Source organism: bacterium SCSIO 12844, from assembly GCA_024397935.1.
GTDB lineage: Bacteria > Pseudomonadota > Gammaproteobacteria > Francisellales > Francisellaceae > M0027.
In genome coordinates, this window is record CP073743.1 from 2,549,409 (window position 1) to 2,567,509 (window position 18,101).

General features: G+C 33.7%; 21 protein-coding genes and 4 tRNA genes. 10 read left to right on the forward strand and 15 right to left on the reverse strand.

The features are described from left to right. Positions 1-17 precede the first annotated feature (17 nt). Positions 18-386 (forward strand): fluoride efflux transporter CrcB, encoded by a 369-nt coding sequence (gene crcB, locus KFE69_11410; protein UTW42094.1) that lies wholly within the window; start codon positions 18-20, stop codon positions 384-386. 130 nt (positions 387-516) lie between these two features. After that, complete coding sequence (locus KFE69_11415) at positions 517-2,076, forward strand: SulP family inorganic anion transporter (GenBank protein ID UTW42095.1); 1,560 nt, start codon at positions 517-519, stop codon at positions 2,074-2,076. A 1-nt stretch (position 2,077) separates the two neighbouring features. Here the strand turns inward: KFE69_11415 and KFE69_11420 are convergent, their stop codons facing one another. Next, entirely contained in the window at positions 2,078-2,437 is a 360-nt protein-coding gene (locus tag KFE69_11420) for a hypothetical protein (protein UTW42096.1), read from the reverse strand. A gap of 199 nt (positions 2,438-2,636) precedes the next feature. On the opposite strand from KFE69_11420, the gene KFE69_11425 reads away from it, so the two are divergent. After that, complete coding sequence (locus KFE69_11425; protein UTW42097.1) at positions 2,637-4,085, forward strand: NAD-dependent succinate-semialdehyde dehydrogenase; 1,449 nt, start codon at positions 2,637-2,639, stop codon at positions 4,083-4,085. Positions 4,086-4,103: 18 nt separating this feature from the next. On the opposite strand, the gene KFE69_11430 is transcribed toward KFE69_11425, so the two are convergent. From KFE69_11430 to KFE69_11445, 4 genes are read right to left on the reverse strand one after another with little or no spacing between them, the layout of a single operon-like run. After that, positions 4,104-4,751 carry a DUF1275 domain-containing protein gene (locus KFE69_11430; GenBank protein ID UTW42098.1) on the reverse strand — a complete coding sequence of 216 codons (648 nt, stop codon included), beginning with the start codon at positions 4,749-4,751 and terminating at the stop codon, positions 4,104-4,106. 52 nt (positions 4,752-4,803) lie between these two features. Next, the gene (gene pheA / locus KFE69_11435) at positions 4,804-5,637 is read right to left on the reverse strand and encodes a prephenate dehydratase (GenBank protein UTW42099.1); all 834 of its coding nucleotides are present in this window, start codon (positions 5,635-5,637) and stop codon (positions 4,804-4,806) included. Then, the gene (locus KFE69_11440; GenBank protein ID UTW42100.1) at positions 5,634-6,386 is read right to left on the reverse strand and encodes a glutathione S-transferase family protein; all 753 of its coding nucleotides are present in this window, start codon (positions 6,384-6,386) and stop codon (positions 5,634-5,636) included. The genes pheA and KFE69_11440 overlap by 4 nt, the downstream gene beginning before the upstream one ends. Then, the gene (locus tag KFE69_11445) at positions 6,386-6,808 is read right to left on the reverse strand and encodes a DUF3301 domain-containing protein (protein ID UTW42101.1); all 423 of its coding nucleotides are present in this window, start codon (positions 6,806-6,808) and stop codon (positions 6,386-6,388) included. The genes KFE69_11440 and KFE69_11445 overlap by 1 nt, the downstream gene beginning before the upstream one ends. A gap of 102 nt (positions 6,809-6,910) precedes the next feature. On the opposite strand from KFE69_11445, the gene KFE69_11450 reads away from it, so the two are divergent. Continuing rightward, complete coding sequence (locus KFE69_11450) at positions 6,911-7,930, forward strand: DUF475 domain-containing protein (protein UTW42102.1); 1,020 nt, start codon at positions 6,911-6,913, stop codon at positions 7,928-7,930. Here the strand turns inward: KFE69_11450 and KFE69_11455 are convergent. Next, a complete protein-coding gene (locus KFE69_11455) occupies positions 7,927-8,121 on the reverse strand; it encodes a hypothetical protein (GenBank protein ID UTW42103.1) in 195 nt (64 codons plus the stop codon). The two genes, KFE69_11450 and KFE69_11455, sit on opposite strands and share 4 nt — an antisense overlap. Before the next feature lie 145 nt (positions 8,122-8,266). Here KFE69_11455 and KFE69_11460 point away from each other — a divergent pair, with 145 nt between their 5' ends. Next, complete coding sequence (locus KFE69_11460) at positions 8,267-8,803, forward strand: hypothetical protein (protein UTW42104.1); 537 nt, start codon at positions 8,267-8,269, stop codon at positions 8,801-8,803. On the opposite strand, the gene KFE69_11465 is transcribed toward KFE69_11460, so the two are convergent. The 7 genes from KFE69_11465 to purE form a co-directional block, all read right to left on the reverse strand. Further along, positions 8,804-9,091, reverse strand: a complete 288-nt coding sequence (locus tag KFE69_11465; protein UTW42105.1) for a cupin domain-containing protein — start codon at positions 9,089-9,091, stop codon at positions 8,804-8,806. A gap of 81 nt (positions 9,092-9,172) precedes the next feature. Next, positions 9,173-9,258: transfer RNA gene (locus KFE69_11470), tRNA-Leu, on the reverse strand. Positions 9,259-9,263: 5 nt separating this feature from the next. After that, positions 9,264-9,339 (reverse strand) — tRNA-His (locus KFE69_11475). Positions 9,340-9,356: 17 nt separating this feature from the next. Further along, a tRNA-Arg gene (locus tag KFE69_11480) sits at positions 9,357-9,433 on the reverse strand. Positions 9,434-9,477: 44 nt separating this feature from the next. Beyond that, positions 9,478-9,554, reverse strand: a tRNA-Pro gene (locus KFE69_11485). A gap of 47 nt (positions 9,555-9,601) precedes the next feature. Next, a complete protein-coding gene (locus KFE69_11490) occupies positions 9,602-9,973 on the reverse strand; it encodes a hypothetical protein (protein ID UTW42106.1) in 372 nt (123 codons plus the stop codon). A 39-nt stretch (positions 9,974-10,012) separates the two neighbouring features. Next, positions 10,013-10,474 carry a 5-(carboxyamino)imidazole ribonucleotide mutase gene (gene purE / locus KFE69_11495; GenBank protein ID UTW44066.1) on the reverse strand — a complete coding sequence of 154 codons (462 nt, stop codon included), beginning with the start codon at positions 10,472-10,474 and terminating at the stop codon, positions 10,013-10,015. A 189-nt stretch (positions 10,475-10,663) separates the two neighbouring features. On the opposite strand from purE, the gene KFE69_11500 reads away from it, so the two are divergent. From KFE69_11500 to KFE69_11520, 5 genes are all read left to right on the forward strand, one after another. Next, the gene (locus KFE69_11500) at positions 10,664-11,638 is read left to right on the forward strand and encodes an SPFH/Band 7/PHB domain protein (GenBank protein UTW42107.1); all 975 of its coding nucleotides are present in this window, start codon (positions 10,664-10,666) and stop codon (positions 11,636-11,638) included. A gap of 14 nt (positions 11,639-11,652) precedes the next feature. After that, positions 11,653-12,114, forward strand: a complete 462-nt coding sequence (locus KFE69_11505) for an NfeD family protein (protein ID UTW42108.1) — start codon at positions 11,653-11,655, stop codon at positions 12,112-12,114. Positions 12,115-12,248: 134 nt separating this feature from the next. Next, positions 12,249-14,075 carry a translational GTPase TypA gene (typA, locus tag KFE69_11510; protein ID UTW42109.1) on the forward strand — a complete coding sequence of 609 codons (1,827 nt, stop codon included), beginning with the start codon at positions 12,249-12,251 and terminating at the stop codon, positions 14,073-14,075. Positions 14,076-14,137: 62 nt separating this feature from the next. Continuing rightward, the gene (gene trpS / locus KFE69_11515; GenBank protein UTW42110.1) at positions 14,138-15,142 is read left to right on the forward strand and encodes a tryptophan--tRNA ligase; all 1,005 of its coding nucleotides are present in this window, start codon (positions 14,138-14,140) and stop codon (positions 15,140-15,142) included. A gap of 6 nt (positions 15,143-15,148) precedes the next feature. Further along, positions 15,149-15,901, forward strand: a complete 753-nt coding sequence (locus tag KFE69_11520; protein ID UTW42111.1) for a phosphoadenosine phosphosulfate reductase family protein — start codon at positions 15,149-15,151, stop codon at positions 15,899-15,901. 18 nt (positions 15,902-15,919) lie between these two features. On the opposite strand, the gene KFE69_11525 is transcribed toward KFE69_11520, so the two are convergent. Further along, the gene (locus KFE69_11525) at positions 15,920-17,425 is read right to left on the reverse strand and encodes a GGDEF domain-containing protein (GenBank protein UTW42112.1); all 1,506 of its coding nucleotides are present in this window, start codon (positions 17,423-17,425) and stop codon (positions 15,920-15,922) included. 134 nt (positions 17,426-17,559) lie between these two features. Further along, on the reverse strand, positions 17,560-18,036 hold the full coding sequence (gene greA / locus KFE69_11530; protein ID UTW42113.1) for a transcription elongation factor GreA: 477 nt from the start codon (positions 18,034-18,036) through the stop codon (positions 17,560-17,562). Positions 18,037-18,101: the final 65 nt, after the last annotated feature.

Sequence of the window (18,101 nt, forward strand, 5' to 3'; positions counted from 1 at the left end):
GCAAATGGTAAATAGAAATGAATTATTTAGTCCTTTTTATTGGTGGTGGTTTAGGTACACTTTGTCGCTATTTAGTTTATCAGTGTTATAATCGTTTAGAAATTATTTTTCCACTCGGCACAATTACAGTTAATATAGCGGGTTCATTTATTATTGGATTTCTCTCTGTACTACTAATACAAAAACTTCATCTACACCAATTATATCAAAATTTGATATTAACCGGTTTTTTAGGTGGTTTTACAACTTTTTCAACCTTCAGCCTTGATACATTAAGCCTTATGCAACAAGGATATTATATGCGTGCACTTATTTATATCTTATTATCACTTGCTCTAGGTATCATAGCCGTTACAATTGGCTATGTTTTAGCGAAAAATATTTAACATCTTATACGTGACTTCTTTTAATATTTGGATTACACTGGCTAACTTTTAAACTAAAAATATCAAAATATTTTTAGTTTAGCATTTGATTTATGATTAATAAATATAGATTAGGGTAGCAAAAGTAAAGATGATTAACTCTATTAAACATTTTTTAATGCCATTTGGTGGTAAATACCATATTGATTTTTTATCTGGGTTAACGGTCGCATTAGCACTTATTCCTGAAGCCATTGCTTTTGCTTTAGTGGCCCATGTTTCACCTTTAGTTGGGCTTTATGCTGCATTTTTTATGTGTTTAATTACGGCTATTTTTGGTGGTAGGCCTGGTATGATTTCTGGTGCAACTGGTTCTATGGCCATTGTGATGGTTGCATTAGTCAGCCAACATGGCATCAATTATCTATTTGCAACCATTATCTTAACTGGAATTATACAGATTTTAATTGGTGTATTAAAATTAGGCAAACTCATTCGTATGATGCCTAAGTCAGTTATGGTTGGCTTTGTTAATGGACTTGCCATTGTTATTTTCTTAGCACAATTAGAGCAATTTAAAATAGGGCCCGTTGATCATAGAGTTTGGTTAGAAGGTTCTACATTATATATCATGATTGCTTTAGTAATCTTAGCAATGCTAATTACTCAATATTTACCAAAACTCACTAAATCAATTCCTTCAGCATTAACTGCAATTATTGTTGTTACACTCATTGCACATCTTAGTGGTTTAGATATTCGAGTCGTTAAAGACATGATGCAAGGCACTAGCCTTAGTGCAGGACTACCTGAATTTAGCATTCCAAGTATTCCATTTAACCTTGAAACCTTAAAAATTATTTTTCCCTATGCTGTTATTTTAGCCATCATTGGTTTGTCTGAATCATTAATGACCTTAGCATTAATTGATGAGCAAACCAAAACCCGAGGTCATGGTAATCGTGAATGCATTGCCCAAGGTTCTGCAAATATTGTTTGTGGATTTTTTAAAAGCATGGGTGGCTGTGCAATGATTGGCCAAAGTATGATTAATATCACATCAGGTGGTCGAGGTCGTTTATCTGGTATTACCGCAGGCATCTTTTTAATTATTTTCATTGTTGTAGCCTGGCCATTAATTCAAATGATTCCTTTAGCTGCATTAGTTGGCGTTATGTTTATGGTCGTAATTAAAACATTTGAGTGGGCAACTTTTAAATTTATTCGAAAAATTCCATTACATGATGCATTAATTATTATTACTGTGACAATCGTTACGGTATTAAGCGATCTTGCTATTGCTGTTATTGTTGGTGTTATTATGGCCTCACTTGTCTTTGCCTGGGAAAGTGCTAAAAATATTTATACCGAAGAAAAAATTAATAATGATGATAATGGTGAAAAACAAAAAGAATATATTTTGCATGGACCTTTATTTTTTGGTTCAACCACACACTTTAAAACCTTATTTAAATATGATGAAGATCCTAGTGAAGTCATTATTGATTTTAAATACTCACGTGTCTGTGATCACTCTGCAATCGATGCAATTAATAGTATTGCAGATACTTATACCAATTTAGGTAAAAATCTACATCTTAGACATCTAAGTTCAGAATGTTTAGAGCTTTTAGGTAAAGCCAAAAACCTTGTTGAAGTCAATGTATTAGAGGATCCAGATTATCATATCGCTTCTGATAAGCTTGGGTAATTTATTCACATTTTTTATCTGTTTCTTTCAGCCCAGGAAACTCCTTATAAAATGAAGGCGGTAAGATATCAATTTTTAACTTTTTAGCTGCATATAAGACTAAGGGTAAGGTTACAACTGTACCTGGAATTAAGCATAATGCACCTAAGCCCGCAGCTTTTAACAACTCACGAAACTTTTTGTTTGCTTGGTTCATATCTTCAGAACTTGCATGACCAAGCATATATTTGCCATAAATTTCAAGTACTTCTTTACTATTTTCACTTTCATTAACAAAGATGTTTTTTATTTTCAATAGCGTTGATTTTGCTGATAATCCTACCGAACGAATATGTTCAATAATATTTATATTAGGTTTCATATCTAACCATCTAAAAGTAATTACTTTACCCTTCTAGTTTAATGGCAGTCACTTTTAAATAGCAAGTTACATTTTATTGTATAAATATAGCTTATTAATATCATATTTAAAATATATTTTATTTATTTAAAAGCGCTTTGATATAATAAGCTTATTGAACAAATAACAATAAAACTGTAAGTATTAAGAGGGTCGTCGAATGAAAAATACAAAAAAAGCTTATATTAATGGTCAATGGGTTGATTCAATTACACAAGAGACATTTGAAGTTATTAATCCTTCAACTTTAGAAGTAATCGCTCAGGTAGCAGATTGTAATGAACAAGACACAAAAAAAGCAGTTGATGCCGCATCAGAAGCATTTAAAATTTGGTCTGTAACACCTGCTAAAATTCGTGCTCAGTATTTAAAAAAAGCTGAAAAGTTAATGCTTGAACAGGTTGATGAAATCGCAAAAATACTCAGCCTTGAAAATGGTAAACCTTATGAAGAAGCGAAACAAGAAGTTATTTTTTCAAGTGGTTATTTAGGCTTCTTTGCTGAACAAGCAAGAAATATTACAGGTAAAACGATTCCTTCACCATTTACACACAAACGCTTACGTACTGAATATTCACCGCTTGGTGTAGTTGGTGCTTTTACGCCATGGAATTTTCCAGCTAATATGATTACAAGAAAAATTGCCCCAGCATTAGCTGCTGGGTGTACCGTTGTCTTAAAACCAGCACCTGATACGCCATTAACTGCATTATATTTAGCGAAAATTTTTGATCAAGCAGGTTTTCCAAAAGGCATATTTAATATTATCCCTGCTTTAGATCCTCGCCCTATTTCAGAGACGATGCTTGCTGATAGACGTGTAAAAATGATTGGCTTTACTGGTTCAACTGCCGTTGGCAAAATGTTAATGGCTAAAAGTGCTGAGCAACTTAAACGACTATCTCTTGAATTAGGTGGCAATGCACCTGCAATTATATTACCTGATGTGGATATTGAAAAGGCAATAGATCGTACTTTAGCCATTAAATATTTACGTGTTGGCGGTGAATCTTGTATCTGTGCAAATAGAATTTTTGTTCATAGTAGTATCTATGATAAGTTTGTTGAAAAGTTCACAGAAAAAGTCAAAGCTTTAATTGTTGGTGATGCATTTACTCAAGGTGCACAAGTTGGCCCATTAATTAATCAAGCAGCCTTAAAACGAGTGAGTAAACTAGTTGATGATACAGTTAAACTCGGTGGTAACGTATTAACTGGTGGTAAAGCATATAACGACGCTAACTTAAATGGCCACTTTTATGAGCCTACTGTAATTGTTAATTGCCAAGATGACTGGCCTATTGCTCAAAATGAAACTTTTGGCCCAGTGGCTCCGATTTTTAAATATGACACAATTGATGAAGTCATTGAGCGCGCTAATAATACAGTTTATGGTTTAGCAGCTTATATCTTTGGCAAAGATATTAACCAAGTCAATCATGTATCCGAAAGTTTAGAATTTGGTTTTATTGGTATTAATGATGGTGATGGATATAGTCATGAAATACCTGTCGGTGGCTTTAAAGAAAGTGGCATTGGTCGTGAAGGCGGTAAAGAAGGTGTTATTGAGTATATGGAAGTTAAATCCATTCTCACAAACTTAGATTAACTTTCTTTTAATATACAATCACTTACTCCCAATAAATATACTACATAGCATCATAAAACTAACCATTAGTGCTAATATAATTAAAGAAATCAGATGACTGATATAATTACTAATTAAAGCGCCAGTAATTGCACCAATGACAAAACCAATAAAAACAATTAAAGGATTTAGCACTAATTTTAAATTCTCTCTACTAACATACGCTTTTGCAATTGCTTGCCCCAAACTTACCAATGTTCCAGAAATATAAGTTTTAACCAATAAGCTATTTTCTTTATATAATGAAGTATTATGTAATCCCATTGCAAAAGAAAAAATAGGTAAAAAGAAAAATTTTGAGCCACCTAAAAAGACAAATATAATCACTAACCACAATGCTATACTTTCAAGCAATAACACAATAAAAGTGAATCGCTTTTTAACCTTATGTCGAACTATCTCTCCTATAATTACACCGAAAACAAAACCTGTAATTACCACTATCATTGTTAAAGTAATAATTAAATTATTTTGAACCAGAGCAACCATTAATTGTGTGCTATTACCACTCATAAATGAAACAAACACATGTGCAACAATTAAAAATCCTGCTGTATCAGCCCAGCCAGCAACAGCAGTAAAAATAAATTGTACTATAAGGTTGGTAATTAAATCATTTCTAAACAATGTAATTCCTTTTACCTTGTAAGGATAAGCTAACCTAAGTCACGTTACAGTATTAATTTAAACTGGCTGCCTGATAAGAACCTAGTACTCTTAGTAAAGGTGTTTGAGCCTTTACTGCATTCAGTGCTTCTGCAATTAATGGCTGATTTTCATTACCCATAATATCGACTAAAAACATATATCGCCAAGGTCCTTCCCTAGATGGTCGTGATTCAATTTTTGACATATTAATATAACGTGATGCAAATTCTTCTAATACTTTAACCAATGCTTGAGGTTGATGCTCTACTAAAAATGCAATCGATGTTTTGTAAATACCATGTTCATTAAACGGTATCGTATCATTGCCTAATACAAAAAAACGCGTAAAGTTAAATTCTTCATCTTCAAAATCACCTTTTAAAATCTCTAAATTATAAGTCTCAGCCGATAAGTGTGATGCAATTGCGCAAGCTGTTTCATCTCGACTTTCAGAAATAAATTTTGCAGCGCCTGCTGTATCATAGTACGGTTCAGGCTTTAGGCCATGTTTTAATATATTATCATGACACTGCGCTAATGCTTGAGGATGTGACAATACGGTTTTAACATCATCAATACTAACGCCTGGCAATGCCAATAGATTATGCTCAATTCTTAATATTACTTCAGCTTGAATAGACAATGAATGCTTTAATAATTCATCATATGCTTGAATTACTGAACCTGCTAATGAGTTCTCAACTGGTAATATTCCATGCGTTGCATGCCCTTTAGTCACCATATCAAATACCTCAGCAAAGCTCTCACAGGGTAAGCCCTCAACGTCATTGCCAAAATAATGTCTTAATGCTTCCTCTGAATAAGCACCATGCGCACCTTGAAATGCTATCAATTTATCTATCATGAATTTGCCTCGAGTTTTTTTTCTATTAGACAATCTGTAACTGTATACTCCTGATAATATAGTCCCATCATTCGATTAAAGTGATCTATCAAATTTTGGCACTTTAGAGTAAACGCTTTTAATGGATAATTCCAAGTAACACAAATAATAGAACAAATAAAGGCATACAAACAGTGATCCATTAATGTTGGCACACTACCAAAACAAAAATCACGCCCACCTAAAAAATCTGCAACACTTCTGATATCATCTTGAGCTAATGCATATAAATCTGCTTTATTATGACGTCCCATACCTTGAGATTGCAGGCTTTTTTCAATATTTTTTCTAACACCTGAGAAAATTAATTTAAATGCAAGTTTTGATAATCCCATGGCTTCTTGTATTTTATCAGCCCAAATAGCAGTACCTTTATCATCAATCCATCTTGAATATAGTATTACCCAGTATAAATGCTCTTCCATTAAACGAATGAAAGCTAAAGAAATTGCTTTTTCAGTCGTAGATAAACTAGCTTGCATTGGTGATTGTGCTTGAGCTTCTAATTTTGAGATAATTAAACCACTATCTGCGATAATTTTACCATTTATATCAACAAATGGTATTTTACCCGTTGGTGACTTTCTTGGGTCAAAGGTCTCTATTAATTGATAAGATATATCCATTGCCTTTAGATAGCTTTCCAACTTCATACTAAATGGGCTGATACTTGGCATATTATCAACGCGTGGAAACTGATACAGTTTCATTATAATTTATCCTTTTTCTGTTCCGAACGAGGACGAAATACAATAACATTATCTTCTTTCATACTCGCATCAGATAAATTAGATTTATCCTTAAATAAACGTTCTGTATGATCAATGGCTTTATCTTCAAGATAGACATCTTTCAATAAGTTACCATTAAATATAATAACACCATAAATTCGCTCTATTCCTTCGCTACTACATGCAAATTGATAAATACGTACCATAATACGTTTGCCTGATAAACTCTTACTCATATACCATGACTTTAAAACAACAGAATCATCTAAAAATTGTAAGTTATGTTTATGGCAATAGCTTCTGGCAACATTAACCGCATACTCACGTCTTTTTGCACTTTTTAGCCAAATCAAAGCGATGACAATGACTAGTAAAATGATAATTAAAGTTAAATACCACATGTATTTTTTAAACTTGTTTATTCGTTAGCATAGTTGTTTTGGTTATCATAACGTGTATGTTATGATATGCCAATGAAATTTAGTAAAGGATGTGTTAATTAGATGTTAAAGCACTTACGTTATTTTTATGGGTCGTTTTTTGTCACCCTAGTCGGTATCATTGCTGCGATCTATTATGTTGAACGCCCTACATTGCTTGTGCTTTATCTTGTTGTTATTTTAGCGATATTAGAGATATCTTTAAGCTTTGATAACGCGGTAATTAATGCCAAAGTATTAGAGCAAATGCCTCCTTTATGGCAAAAGCTATTTATATGGATTGGACTACCAATTGCCGTTTTTGGTATGCGTCTTGTTTTCCCAATTATATTAGTTAATCTGACAACCACTATGTCATTAACGAAAGTCATTGATGCAGCGCTTAATCATCCAGCTGTATACCAACAAGCTCTAGAAGAAGGCTTTCCTATGATCTCTAGCTTTGGTGCTGCATTTTTATTAATGGTGTTTATCCGCTTTTTACTCTCTGATCATGAATATAAGTGGATTAAACCAATTGAAAATAGTTTTATTATTAATTACCTTCGCCGTGTTAAAGGCGCAAGTATTACTATTGCTGTTATTATTGGTATTATTTTATGCGCTATATCTTACCTTGATGGCTTAGATATTTATCGAATTATGATGGCTTATCTTATTGGTATTATTGTACATGAAGCACTTCATGTCATTAATCATTTAGTTGGTGGCAATGTGACAGAAGGTGCAATGCGTAATGGTTTAGCTGGATTTATCTATCTTGAAGTTTTAGATGCTTCTTTTAGCTTCGATGGGGTTATCGGTGCATTTGCTATTTCTACAAACATTATTATTATTATGATTGGTTTAGGCATTGGTGCTATGTTTGTGCGCTCTTTAACACTTTATCTTGTTGCCCATAAAACCTTAAGTCGTTTTCGCTACCTTGAACATGGTGCTCATTATGCCATTGGCTTTTTAGCTGTTATCATGCTAATTAAAATCTTTATGCATGTCCCTGAATGGTTAACAGGCCTTGTTGGTATTGGCTTTATTATTATTGCTGTTATTCACTCTTGTAAGAAAATTCCATCTCAATCTTAACCATTAAACTCTATCTGAACCTGCTTTTGACTATGGCTTGTTTGTTCTGAAAAATGCGAAGGCGCATGAGCTGATTTGACACAATTAGAATGCTTATGATTAAGTATCGCTTCACACTTACCAAGCTGACTTTCTAAATATTGAATATTTTTTCCCTGATTTTCAAAAGCTACAGGATTATAAAATTTCATATTGACAAAACATAGCATAAGAATTTTAGCACAATCACACAAAAAATTAAACATAACTTGCTGATTTTAATATCAGTAGTACAATTTTTTCATGTCTTTATACTCCGCAATTACTACTTTCAACATAAATACTAAAGGAAATTTCATGCCTACAATTAACGAAAGGACAGAGAAATTTAAAAATCAATTAAAACAGTTACATGCCATGATTAAAGATAATAAATTAACTGATAAACAAAAAAAGACAATTGAAAATATAATTGATTCGTCAATTACTAATTTTCTTCAAACGACTGAAAAAAATGACATGTCTGAGTTAGATTATTATCTTCTTGACACAACATGGCCAATTAATCAGAATTTAGAAGCAAACTCATTAATCAACAAGCTAACTGCCACTTTAGTATATGCTGCATTAATACACAATAATGGAAAAAAATGCATAAGCGAGCTTGCAGGATTAAAAAAACAAGAAACACCTAAAATCAGTAAACTGTTTGAATCTCTTGAAAATACTATCAATAACATCTTAATTAATGACAAAGACATCTCAGTGATAGTTAATCACTACTGTGACACTCCTCAAAAACAACCAAAAATTATAAACCCGATAAGAAATATTATTGCAGACTATTCAATGGATATGAAAGACACTACAGTCAAATCTGGTATAGAACTCTAATCATTTAATCTCAACTAATACTTCTCTAAACCTTGTCGTACCAATATTTTTTGCTGAATGAGTCTCACCTGCTTCTAACCAATAAGCCCCACCAACTTCAGTTTCTATAATTTCTTTTTCTCCATCTTGGCTAATCAACTCTAGTGGAGCAGCTTCATAAACATAAACCAAATATGGTAGGCGGTGATAGTGTTCTGGAAAAATTTCTCCTGGCTCAAGCGTCATTTCCCAAACACGGATCTTTTCATTTTCAAATATAATTTTTGTTGCAACTTTTTCAGAAATCATAATCAATTACCTCACAAAATAATACTAAGTATTATCTTAAAAGTATACCAATAGTAAAACTGAAAAATAAAAAAATAATTTTGGTGCGGAAGGAGAGACTCGAACTCTCACGGGGGTTACCCGCTGGAACCTAAATCCAGTGCGTCTACCAATTTCGCCACTTCCGCGTATTTGGGGTGATCGATGGGACTTGAACCCACGACAACCGGAATCACAATCCGGGGCTCTACCAACTGAGCTACGACCACCATCGTATCTTTATAGATGGCACGCCCGGCAGGATTCGAACCTGCTACCCTCGGCTTAGAAGGCCGATGCTCTATCCAGATGAGCTACGGGCGCATTGTTATTCTGCCGTTAAAGCCTTAACTAAAAAGACTTTAGATTGGTCGGAGCAGAGGGATTTGAACCCCCGACCCTCTGTACCCAAAACAGATGCGCTACCAAGCTGCGCTATGCTCCGCCAACGAAGCGTAATCTTACGCGCTCTGCTTGCGCTTGTCAATAAGCTTAAGGCGCATTTTTTAAAGAATTTTTTTGCGCTTCCAATAATTGGATAATTTTTTGATTTTGATTGATGATTCGTTGATTCTGAAGAATAACCATCTGGTTTTGACGAGCTTGGATAGCATTTAATAATAAGGTAACTTGTGCCACATCCACTTTTTTACCTTTTAGCTCTTTTTCTAAATTGACAAGCCCACCCTTAAAGCCTTTTAAAGCCTCAACAATAATTTGATTCGATGTATATTTTTCTACTTGGTATTGTGCATCAGGCTCAAATTTTGGTTGTGGTGTTGGTAATTTTGTTTCTGATGCAAAACTTACTGAACTAAAGGCTAAAACGATAAGCCCTAATACTAGTTTTTTTGTTTGTTTCATTATAATGCTCCCCTAGTTGCTCTATTTTTAATATTAACCTTACTCAAGCTCTAAATTATTTAAAACATTTTGTGTTTGATTCAATCGGTAATTTTTAATTGCTTCTTTAATATCCGAATATGAATTTGACAATATACTAGCGCTTAATAATGCTGCATTTACTGCACCTGCCTTACCAATTGCCAATGTCCCAACTGGAATACCTGCAGGCATTTGCACAATAGATAATAAAGAATCCTGACCACTTAATGCTTTTGACTGAATTGGCACCCCCAATACAGGTAAATGTGTTTTAGCGGCCAACATCCCTGGTAAATGAGCGGCACCCCCAGCACCTGCAATAATGATTTCTATACCTTTATTTTCTGCATTTTCAGCATAATCAAATAACAAATCTGGTGTTCTATGTGCTGATACAACTTGCACTTGATACTCAATGCCTAATGCTTTTAACGTCTCTGTTGTATGCTTCATCGTCTCCCAGTCAGATTGAGAACCCATGACAACACCAACTAATGCTTTTTGCTCACTCACAAGTATTTCCTATTTTAAATTATATTTACAACGCACATTATCATATTTTAGTATTATTGCAAGCATTTGCTGCAATTAATTTGGCTATATTACAGCCAAAGCTTATGATATACTCTCAAAGCTAGTAATTTTAAGTAATAGAAGGAATATTAATTGATGTTTACTCCTAACGTTATTTTTGCAATTGTCATTGTCATTGCAATTGCATTTGTTATTGTATTCGCTGTTAGAGTTGTACCTCAAGGTTTTGAGTGTGTTGTTGAGCGCTTTGGCCGCTATCAAAAAACACTAAAGCCCGGCTTAAATATAATTATTCCAATTATGGATCGAGTTGCGAACAAAATGAATATGAAAGAATGTGTACTGAATGTCTCTCGACAAGAAATTATCAGTAAAGATAATGCTAGTGTCGAAGTTGATGGTGTTGCTTTCTTTCAAGTATTAGATGCCAAACGTGCAACTTATACGATTAACAATCTTGTTTTCGCCCTTGACAATCTAATTATCACGAACATCCGTACCGTTCTAGGTGCTATGGATTTAGATGAAATGCTTTCCAATCGTGATGCTATTAATGCAAAGCTATTACGTGTATTAGATGAAGCAACTGATCCATGGGGTGTAAAAATTGTTCGTGTAGAAATCCGTGATATTCAACCACCTAAAGACCTACTAGATTCTATGGCAAAACAAATGAAAGCCGAACGGGAAAAACGTGCTGAAATTTTAAAAGCCGAAGGCATAAAGCAATCTAATATTTTACAGGCTGAAGGACAAAAACAATCTGAAATTTTAAAAGCTGAAGGCGAAAAGCGCTCACTTGAATTAAATGCTGAAGGTGAAAAGGCAGCTCAGTATAGACAAGCAGAAGCTAATGAACGTTTAGCTGAAGCAGAAGCCGCAGCGACAGGATATGTATCAAAAGCCATTAGCGAAGGTCGTCTTGAAGCAATTCAATTTTTTATTGCTCAAGATTATATTAAAGCTTTAGGTAATATTGCATCTGCTGATAATTCAAAAACCATCATGATGCCGGTTGATTCTAGTGGTATTATTGGCTCTGTCGGTGGCATTAGCGAACTTTTAAAACAAATTAATCTACAATCTAATGTAACGAACATCACAAAATAATATAGGATTAACATATGATATTTTGGCACTGGCTAATCTTAGGCGGCATATTTTTAATCGTTGAATTATTATCATTTACAGCCTTTTTCTTATTTTTTGCTATCGCATCGGTTGTAATGGCTGTAATTACTTGGATTTATCCAGGTCTTGATACTTGGGCTCAGGTTATTATTGCGGCCATTTTAGCTATCATTAGCTGTTTAATTTGGTATAAAATTTATCGTAGCTATAAAATGAGCAAACAAAATAAAGCTGCCCTAAATTTAAATGTCCGCTTAAGTCAATATGTTGGCAAAGAAGCAACACTACTAACGGATGTTACCAATGGCTATGCTAAAGCTAAAATTGGTGATACTCAATGGCGTGTTGAAGTCAATGCGTCATTAAAATCAGGAAATCGCGTTATGATTACTGCTTTTGATTCAACAACACTAAAAGCCAAGCCACTTGATAAAGATATCCAAAATAACCGATAATTTCATTTTAAATTTGCTTTTTGAGCTTTTCAATTGATTAAATTTTATAAATCAGTACAATTTAGCTACATTTTAAGTAAGAGCAATCAATTTAACAACTTATTATCAATTTTTATAGATTAAGGCATATCCTTATGGTAGATAAATTACGCAATATTGCCATTATTGCCCATGTTGATCATGGTAAAACAACATTAGTCGATAAACTATTACAACAGTCTGGCACGTTAAATACACGCAATCAACCCGTTGAACGTGTAATGGATTCCAATGATCTTGAAAAAGAACGTGGTATTACTATTCTAGCTAAAAATACAGCCATTCAATGGGGTGAATATCATATTAACATTGTTGACACCCCAGGACATGCTGACTTTGGTGGTGAAGTTGAACGTATTTTATCAATGGTTGACTCTGTTTTACTATTGGTAGATGCGGTTGATGGCCCTATGCCACAAACACGATTTGTTACTAAAAAAGCCTTTGAACAAGGTTTAAAGCCAATTGTTGTTATTAATAAAATTGACCGCCCTGGCGCCCGTCCCGACTGGGTTATGGATCAAGTTTTTGATTTATTTGATCGCTTAGGTGCAACAGATGAGCAGTTAGATTTTTCTGTTGTTTATACTTCAGCATTAGAAGGTTTTGCAACAATGGATCATGAAAATAAAACCGATAATATGGATGCATTGTTTCAGATGATTGTTGATGAAGTACCACAACCTCAAGTTGACTTAAATGGGCCATTTCAAATGCAAATTACCACATTAGATTATTCTAATTATGTAGGCACTATCGGCATTGGACGTATTACTCGTGGTGTTGCCAAAACCAATATGCCTGTTAGCATTATTAATGCTGATGGCAGTAAACGTCAGGGGAGAATTCTACAAGTCTTTAGCCATATGGGATTAGAAAGAAAAGAAGTAGCTGAAGCATTTGCAGGTGATATTGTTTGTATTACTGGAATTGAAGAGTTAAAAATCTCAGATACCTTATGTGATCCAGCGACACCTGAAAGCTTACCATCATTAAGCGTTGATGAACCAACCATTACCATGACATTTCAAGTCAATGATTCACCGTTTGCCGGAAAAGATGGTAAATATATTACTTCACGTCAAATTGCAGCACGCTTAGAAAAAGAGTTATTAACTAATGTTGCTTTACGAGTTGAACCAACAGATAACCCAGATAAGTTTAAAGTCTCAGGGCGTGGTGAATTACATCTATCGATTCTTTTGGAAAATATGCGTCGCCAACAGTATGAAATTGCTGTGTCTCGACCTGAAGTAATTATTAAAGAAATCGATGGCGCACTTTGCGAACCTTATGAACATGTAACTATTGATGTTGATGATACCTATCAAGGTTCTGTAATGGAAAAACTAGGTGAACGCCAAGGCGAATTAAAAGACATGGTCCCAGATGGAAAAGGTCGAGTTCGACTAGAGTATATTATCCCATCACGAAGCTTAATTGGTTTTCACACTGAGTTTTTAACGATGACATCAGGCACCGGCATTTTGCACCATGTATTTGATCATTATGGCCCAGCAATTAAGGGCTCTATTGAATCTAGGCGCAATGGTGCTTTAATCTCTAATGGTGCAGGCAAGGCCTCTGGCTTTGCTTTATTTAATTTACAAGAGCGTGGCAAATTATTTATTGACCCACAAACTGAAGTTTATGAAGGCATGATTGTCGGCATGAATTCTCGTGATAATGATTTAACCGTTAACGTTACCAAAGAAAAACAACTAACTAATGTTAGAGCTGCAGGCAAAGATGAGAATATTATTTTAACACCACCAATCAAAATGACCTTAGAAGGTGCACTAGAATTTATCAACGATGACGAATTAGTAGAAATCACACCAAGCTATATTCGCCTTAGAAAAAAACATTTAAGTGAAAGTGATCGCAAACGCTTATCTCGAAAACCCAAAAACGAACGCTAGAATAAGCATTCTATTTATTGATATAATCTCTTAATTGCTATATAGAAGGATTTAAACACTTTATGAGTTCTAAACAAATTGTATTAACTGGCATCACACCTTCAGGGATTCCTCATTTAGGTAATTATATGGGTGCAATTAAACCTGCACTTGATTTAGCCAATAATCCAAATTACCAAGCACGATATTTTATTGCTGATTATCACTCTTTAATTAAATTATGGGATCCTAAGTTACGTCAAGATTATATTTATGGTGTTGCTGCAACTTGGCTTGCTTGTGGCTTAGATCCTAAAAATGTAATTTTCTACCGTCAAAGTGATATCCCTGAGATTCTTGAATTAACCTGGATATTAAATACGGTTGCTGCTAAAGGATTACTCAATCGCGCTCATGCTTATAAAGCATTAGTTGCACAAAATGAAGAAGCTAATAAACAAGATCTTGATGCTGGTATTACCATGGGCTTATTCAACTACCCCATCTTAATGGCTGCGGACATTTTAGCTTTTCATACTAATTTAGTTCCTGTTGGTAAAGATCAAATCCAACATATTGAAATTGCAAGAGATATTGCCAATAGATTGAATCATATCTATCAAAAAGAGCTACTAACAGCGCCTGAAGCACTTGTTGAAGAAAAAACACAAACACTACCCGGATTAGATGGCAGAAAAATGTCAAAAAGCTATCAAAATACGATTCCCATCTTTATAGAACCTAAGAAGATGCGTAAGCTAATTATGAAAATTGTAACCAATTCCCAACCACCTGAAGAACCTAAAGAAACAACAGATTGTACCTTATTTAACTTATATCAGGCATTTGCCAGTGAAAGTGAAGCACAGGCAATTGCTAAGCGTTATGCAGAGGGTATTGGTTGGGGTGAAATGAAGCAAATTTTATATGAAAAAATTTCTATTAACCTTGCTGAACCATATAAACACTATATTGAATTAATCAATGATAAAAAAGCAATTGATGCTGTTTTAAAAGAAGGTAGTGAAAAAGCACGTGCAATTGCAAGACCATTATTAAATGACATTCGAAAAACAGTAGGAATTTAGATAAAAATGCATGTCATAATTGCAAATTTTGGTGATGATTCAATTGCTTTAATACAATGGGCATCTAAACAAAACTTATCTAATCTACAGGTTCTATATGTTGATACTGGTTGGGCTGCCTCAAATTGGCATCAACGAATATCACTCGTTCAAAATTGGTTAAATCGACTAGAAATACCACTTCATATCTTAAAAGCAAACGCTGGATTTGAAACACTTGTTAAAGACAGAAAACAATTTCCAAGTATCCGTTTTCAATGGTGTCCTGGATTATTAAAGGGTATCCCTATTTTAAATTGGTTGGAAGAAAATGATGAAGATGAGTCTTCAATTATCTTATTACCGCATCGACGTAGTATGTCTCAATCACAAGCAATGTTAGAAGAGTATGTTTATGAAAGTGAGCATTATGATGATAGAGTAATCTGGCAACCACTTTTTCAACATTCCCAAAGCGAACGTGATTACTTAATTAATGAAACATCAATTCCCTTGTTAAATCATCGATCATTAGAGTGTCAACCTTGTATTTTTAGTACTAAAAAAGACTTAATTAATTTAGAACATCAAGATATTCAAAAAGTTAAAACACTCGAAGATAAAATACAACAACGAATGTTTAATCCAAATGATTATCAAGGTGCTCAATCGATTAACGAAGTTGTCGTTAGTCTAAAAAATTCACAACCTGATGATAATGAAAACTATTATGAAAAGTTTGCTTTAGGCTGTGCCTGGCCCTATGGGTGTGGCTTATAGACCTTTTTATTATTAGCTTCACTTTTTCTCTTTCTTAGCTTGATACATTCTCTGATCAGCTACCTTCAATAACTGATCGACATCTTCACCATCAGCTGGGTAAACTGAATAGCCAAAACTAGCTGAATATTCAATGGCTTGTTGCTCATATTTAATTGGCATAGAAATTACTGCCTTATAAAGCTTCTCAATAATACTTATCGCATCATTTTTTGTTGCATGTGGTGCAAGTACGACAAATTCATCACCACCTAAACGTGCAACTTTATCTTCACATCTGATATTCTCTTTTATGCGGTTTGTAAAAGTCTGTAATAAGATATCACCAGCTTTATGGCCATATTGATCATTAATGGGTTTAAAATTATCAAGATCAATATAAAGTACAGCTAAAGATAAGCCATGACGTTTCGCAAGTGATAATTCATTTTTGAATGCTTCTTTAAACCCTCTGCGATTTAGAACTTGAGTTAAAGGATCTATAATAACTAAATGATTTAACTTTTTATTAGCTTCTTCCAGTTCTTTTTGACTCTTCTGAATTTGCTGTTTTAATTCATTTGTGTTCATTATGATTCGACCTGATAATGGGCGTAGGCATAAACTTAATCCAAGAACAAACAAAATTACAATAATAATGATAATACTTATAATAACCCATAATATAACTTGTATGGATGCAAATAAAGTTGACTGCTTAATAATAACGCCCACGGCCCACTTTGCTTGATGAAGTGGTGCATAAGCAATAAATACATTTTGATTATTAATATCTTTAAGTTCAACTCCCACAGCTTTAGTTTGCAGTGCGCGCCCTAATAAACTCTGTAATTTATTATCTGACGAATCACTATTTACCCATGGTGTTTTAATCGGGAAAAACACATCAATTAGCTGATTATTATCAATACGTGCAATTACGATTTCTCCAAGTTTATGATGTATTTCTTGATAAATATTTTCTTGAAGAGAGTCGATATCAAACAAAGTAAGGTCAATACCAATTGGCTGATTATTTTGGTTAAATATAGGCGATGAAAGTAAAACATAATAATGATTATCTCTTACAAAAGGCCCATATAAATATAACCTATTTTCTTTTAGGTCATATTTAAAATCAGAAGTAATGGGTTGGCCAACGCTTGCCATAACTTCATTTTTAAGATCAATTCTTGTAATACCAACTAATTGTCGGCTACCTTTTAATGCTGCTTCTAATATCGTATTTAAGTACTTTTGCATATCAGCTTTTGTAATTTTACCTTTTTGATAATCTTCTAATAACTGTTTTGCTTTAGTACGACTTGAAACTTGTCGAGCAATATCCTTAATTCGAGATAAGTATTCATTAACAATTAATACGCTTGTATCTCTTGCAAAAATAAGGCCTTGTTGTTCTGTTTGTCGTAACTTAGAATATAAAGGATAGATTGAAATACAGGCAACAATCACAGAAACCAATACAATTGCTAAAATCGAGTAACGCAAAATTAATTTCTGAAGTCTATGTGTACCATTTTTCATCAATTACCTTCCTCTAAGTTTAAACTATTAATTAAAATAGCTAAAAACTACCTACTTTCCACAGCTTATAATAAAATTGCAGAGAGAATCTTTTTAATTATAGACTAGAATTATTGATAAAAAATTTATTTCACTTAAACATATTGAACTTGTGAAATTTCATACTCTGTAACACCCGCTGGTGTTGTCACTTCAACAACATCTCCTTCAAACTTACCAATTAATGCCCTTGCAATCGGCGAAGAAACTGAAATTTTATTTAATTTGAGGTCGGCTTCATCATCACCAACAATTTGATAAATTTTTTCTTCATCATTATCTAAATTGAGTAATGTAATTGTTGAGCCAAACACCACTTTATCATTTGCTGGTATGTTAGCTACATCAATTACCTGTGCATTAGCAAGTTTAGACTCAATATCACGAATGCGCCCTTCTACAAAACCTTGCTGCTCTCTTGCTGCATGATACTCTGCATTTTCTTTTAAATCTCCATGCGCTCGAGCTTCAGCAATCGCTTCAACAACTTGAGGACGGACTTCAAATTTTAACTTTTCCAATTCATCTTTTAATTGTTTTTCACCATTGACTGTCATAGGAATGCGTTGCATCTCCAATTAACTCCTTTACTTTGAGCCTTTATCTACATACTAATAAAACAAAAAAGCAGCCATAT

Coding starts and splice junctions, on each gene's coding strand:
- trpS (UTW42110.1), top strand. CDS start 14,138: ATGAGTTCTAAACAAATTGTATTAACTGGCATCACACCTTCAGGGATT.
- KFE69_11450 (UTW42102.1), top strand. CDS start 6,911: ATGTTAAAGCACTTACGTTATTTTTATGGGTCGTTTTTTGTCACCCTA.
- KFE69_11445 (UTW42101.1), bottom strand. CDS start 6,808: ATGTGGTATTTAACTTTAATTATCATTTTACTAGTCATTGTCATCGCT.
- pheA (UTW42099.1), bottom strand. CDS start 5,637: ATGATAGATAAATTGATAGCATTTCAAGGTGCGCATGGTGCTTATTCA.
- purE (UTW44066.1), bottom strand. CDS start 10,474: ATGGGTTCTCAATCTGACTGGGAGACGATGAAGCATACAACAGAGACG.
- KFE69_11460 (UTW42104.1), top strand. CDS start 8,267: ATGCCTACAATTAACGAAAGGACAGAGAAATTTAAAAATCAATTAAAA.
- KFE69_11520 (UTW42111.1), top strand. CDS start 15,149: ATGCATGTCATAATTGCAAATTTTGGTGATGATTCAATTGCTTTAATA.
- crcB (UTW42094.1), top strand. CDS start 18: ATGAATTATTTAGTCCTTTTTATTGGTGGTGGTTTAGGTACACTTTGT.
- KFE69_11440 (UTW42100.1), bottom strand. CDS start 6,386: ATGAAACTGTATCAGTTTCCACGCGTTGATAATATGCCAAGTATCAGC.
- KFE69_11425 (UTW42097.1), top strand. CDS start 2,637: ATGAAAAATACAAAAAAAGCTTATATTAATGGTCAATGGGTTGATTCA.
- KFE69_11420 (UTW42096.1), bottom strand. CDS start 2,437: ATGAAACCTAATATAAATATTATTGAACATATTCGTTCGGTAGGATTA.
- KFE69_11500 (UTW42107.1), top strand. CDS start 10,664: ATGTTTACTCCTAACGTTATTTTTGCAATTGTCATTGTCATTGCAATT.
- KFE69_11505 (UTW42108.1), top strand. CDS start 11,653: ATGATATTTTGGCACTGGCTAATCTTAGGCGGCATATTTTTAATCGTT.
- KFE69_11490 (UTW42106.1), bottom strand. CDS start 9,973: ATGAAACAAACAAAAAAACTAGTATTAGGGCTTATCGTTTTAGCCTTT.
- KFE69_11465 (UTW42105.1), bottom strand. CDS start 9,091: ATGATTTCTGAAAAAGTTGCAACAAAAATTATATTTGAAAATGAAAAG.
- KFE69_11525 (UTW42112.1), bottom strand. CDS start 17,425: ATGAAAAATGGTACACATAGACTTCAGAAATTAATTTTGCGTTACTCG.
- KFE69_11415 (UTW42095.1), top strand. CDS start 517: ATGATTAACTCTATTAAACATTTTTTAATGCCATTTGGTGGTAAATAC.
- KFE69_11455 (UTW42103.1), bottom strand. CDS start 8,121: ATGAAATTTTATAATCCTGTAGCTTTTGAAAATCAGGGAAAAAATATT.
- typA (UTW42109.1), top strand. CDS start 12,249: ATGGTAGATAAATTACGCAATATTGCCATTATTGCCCATGTTGATCAT.
- greA (UTW42113.1), bottom strand. CDS start 18,036: ATGCAACGCATTCCTATGACAGTCAATGGTGAAAAACAATTAAAAGAT.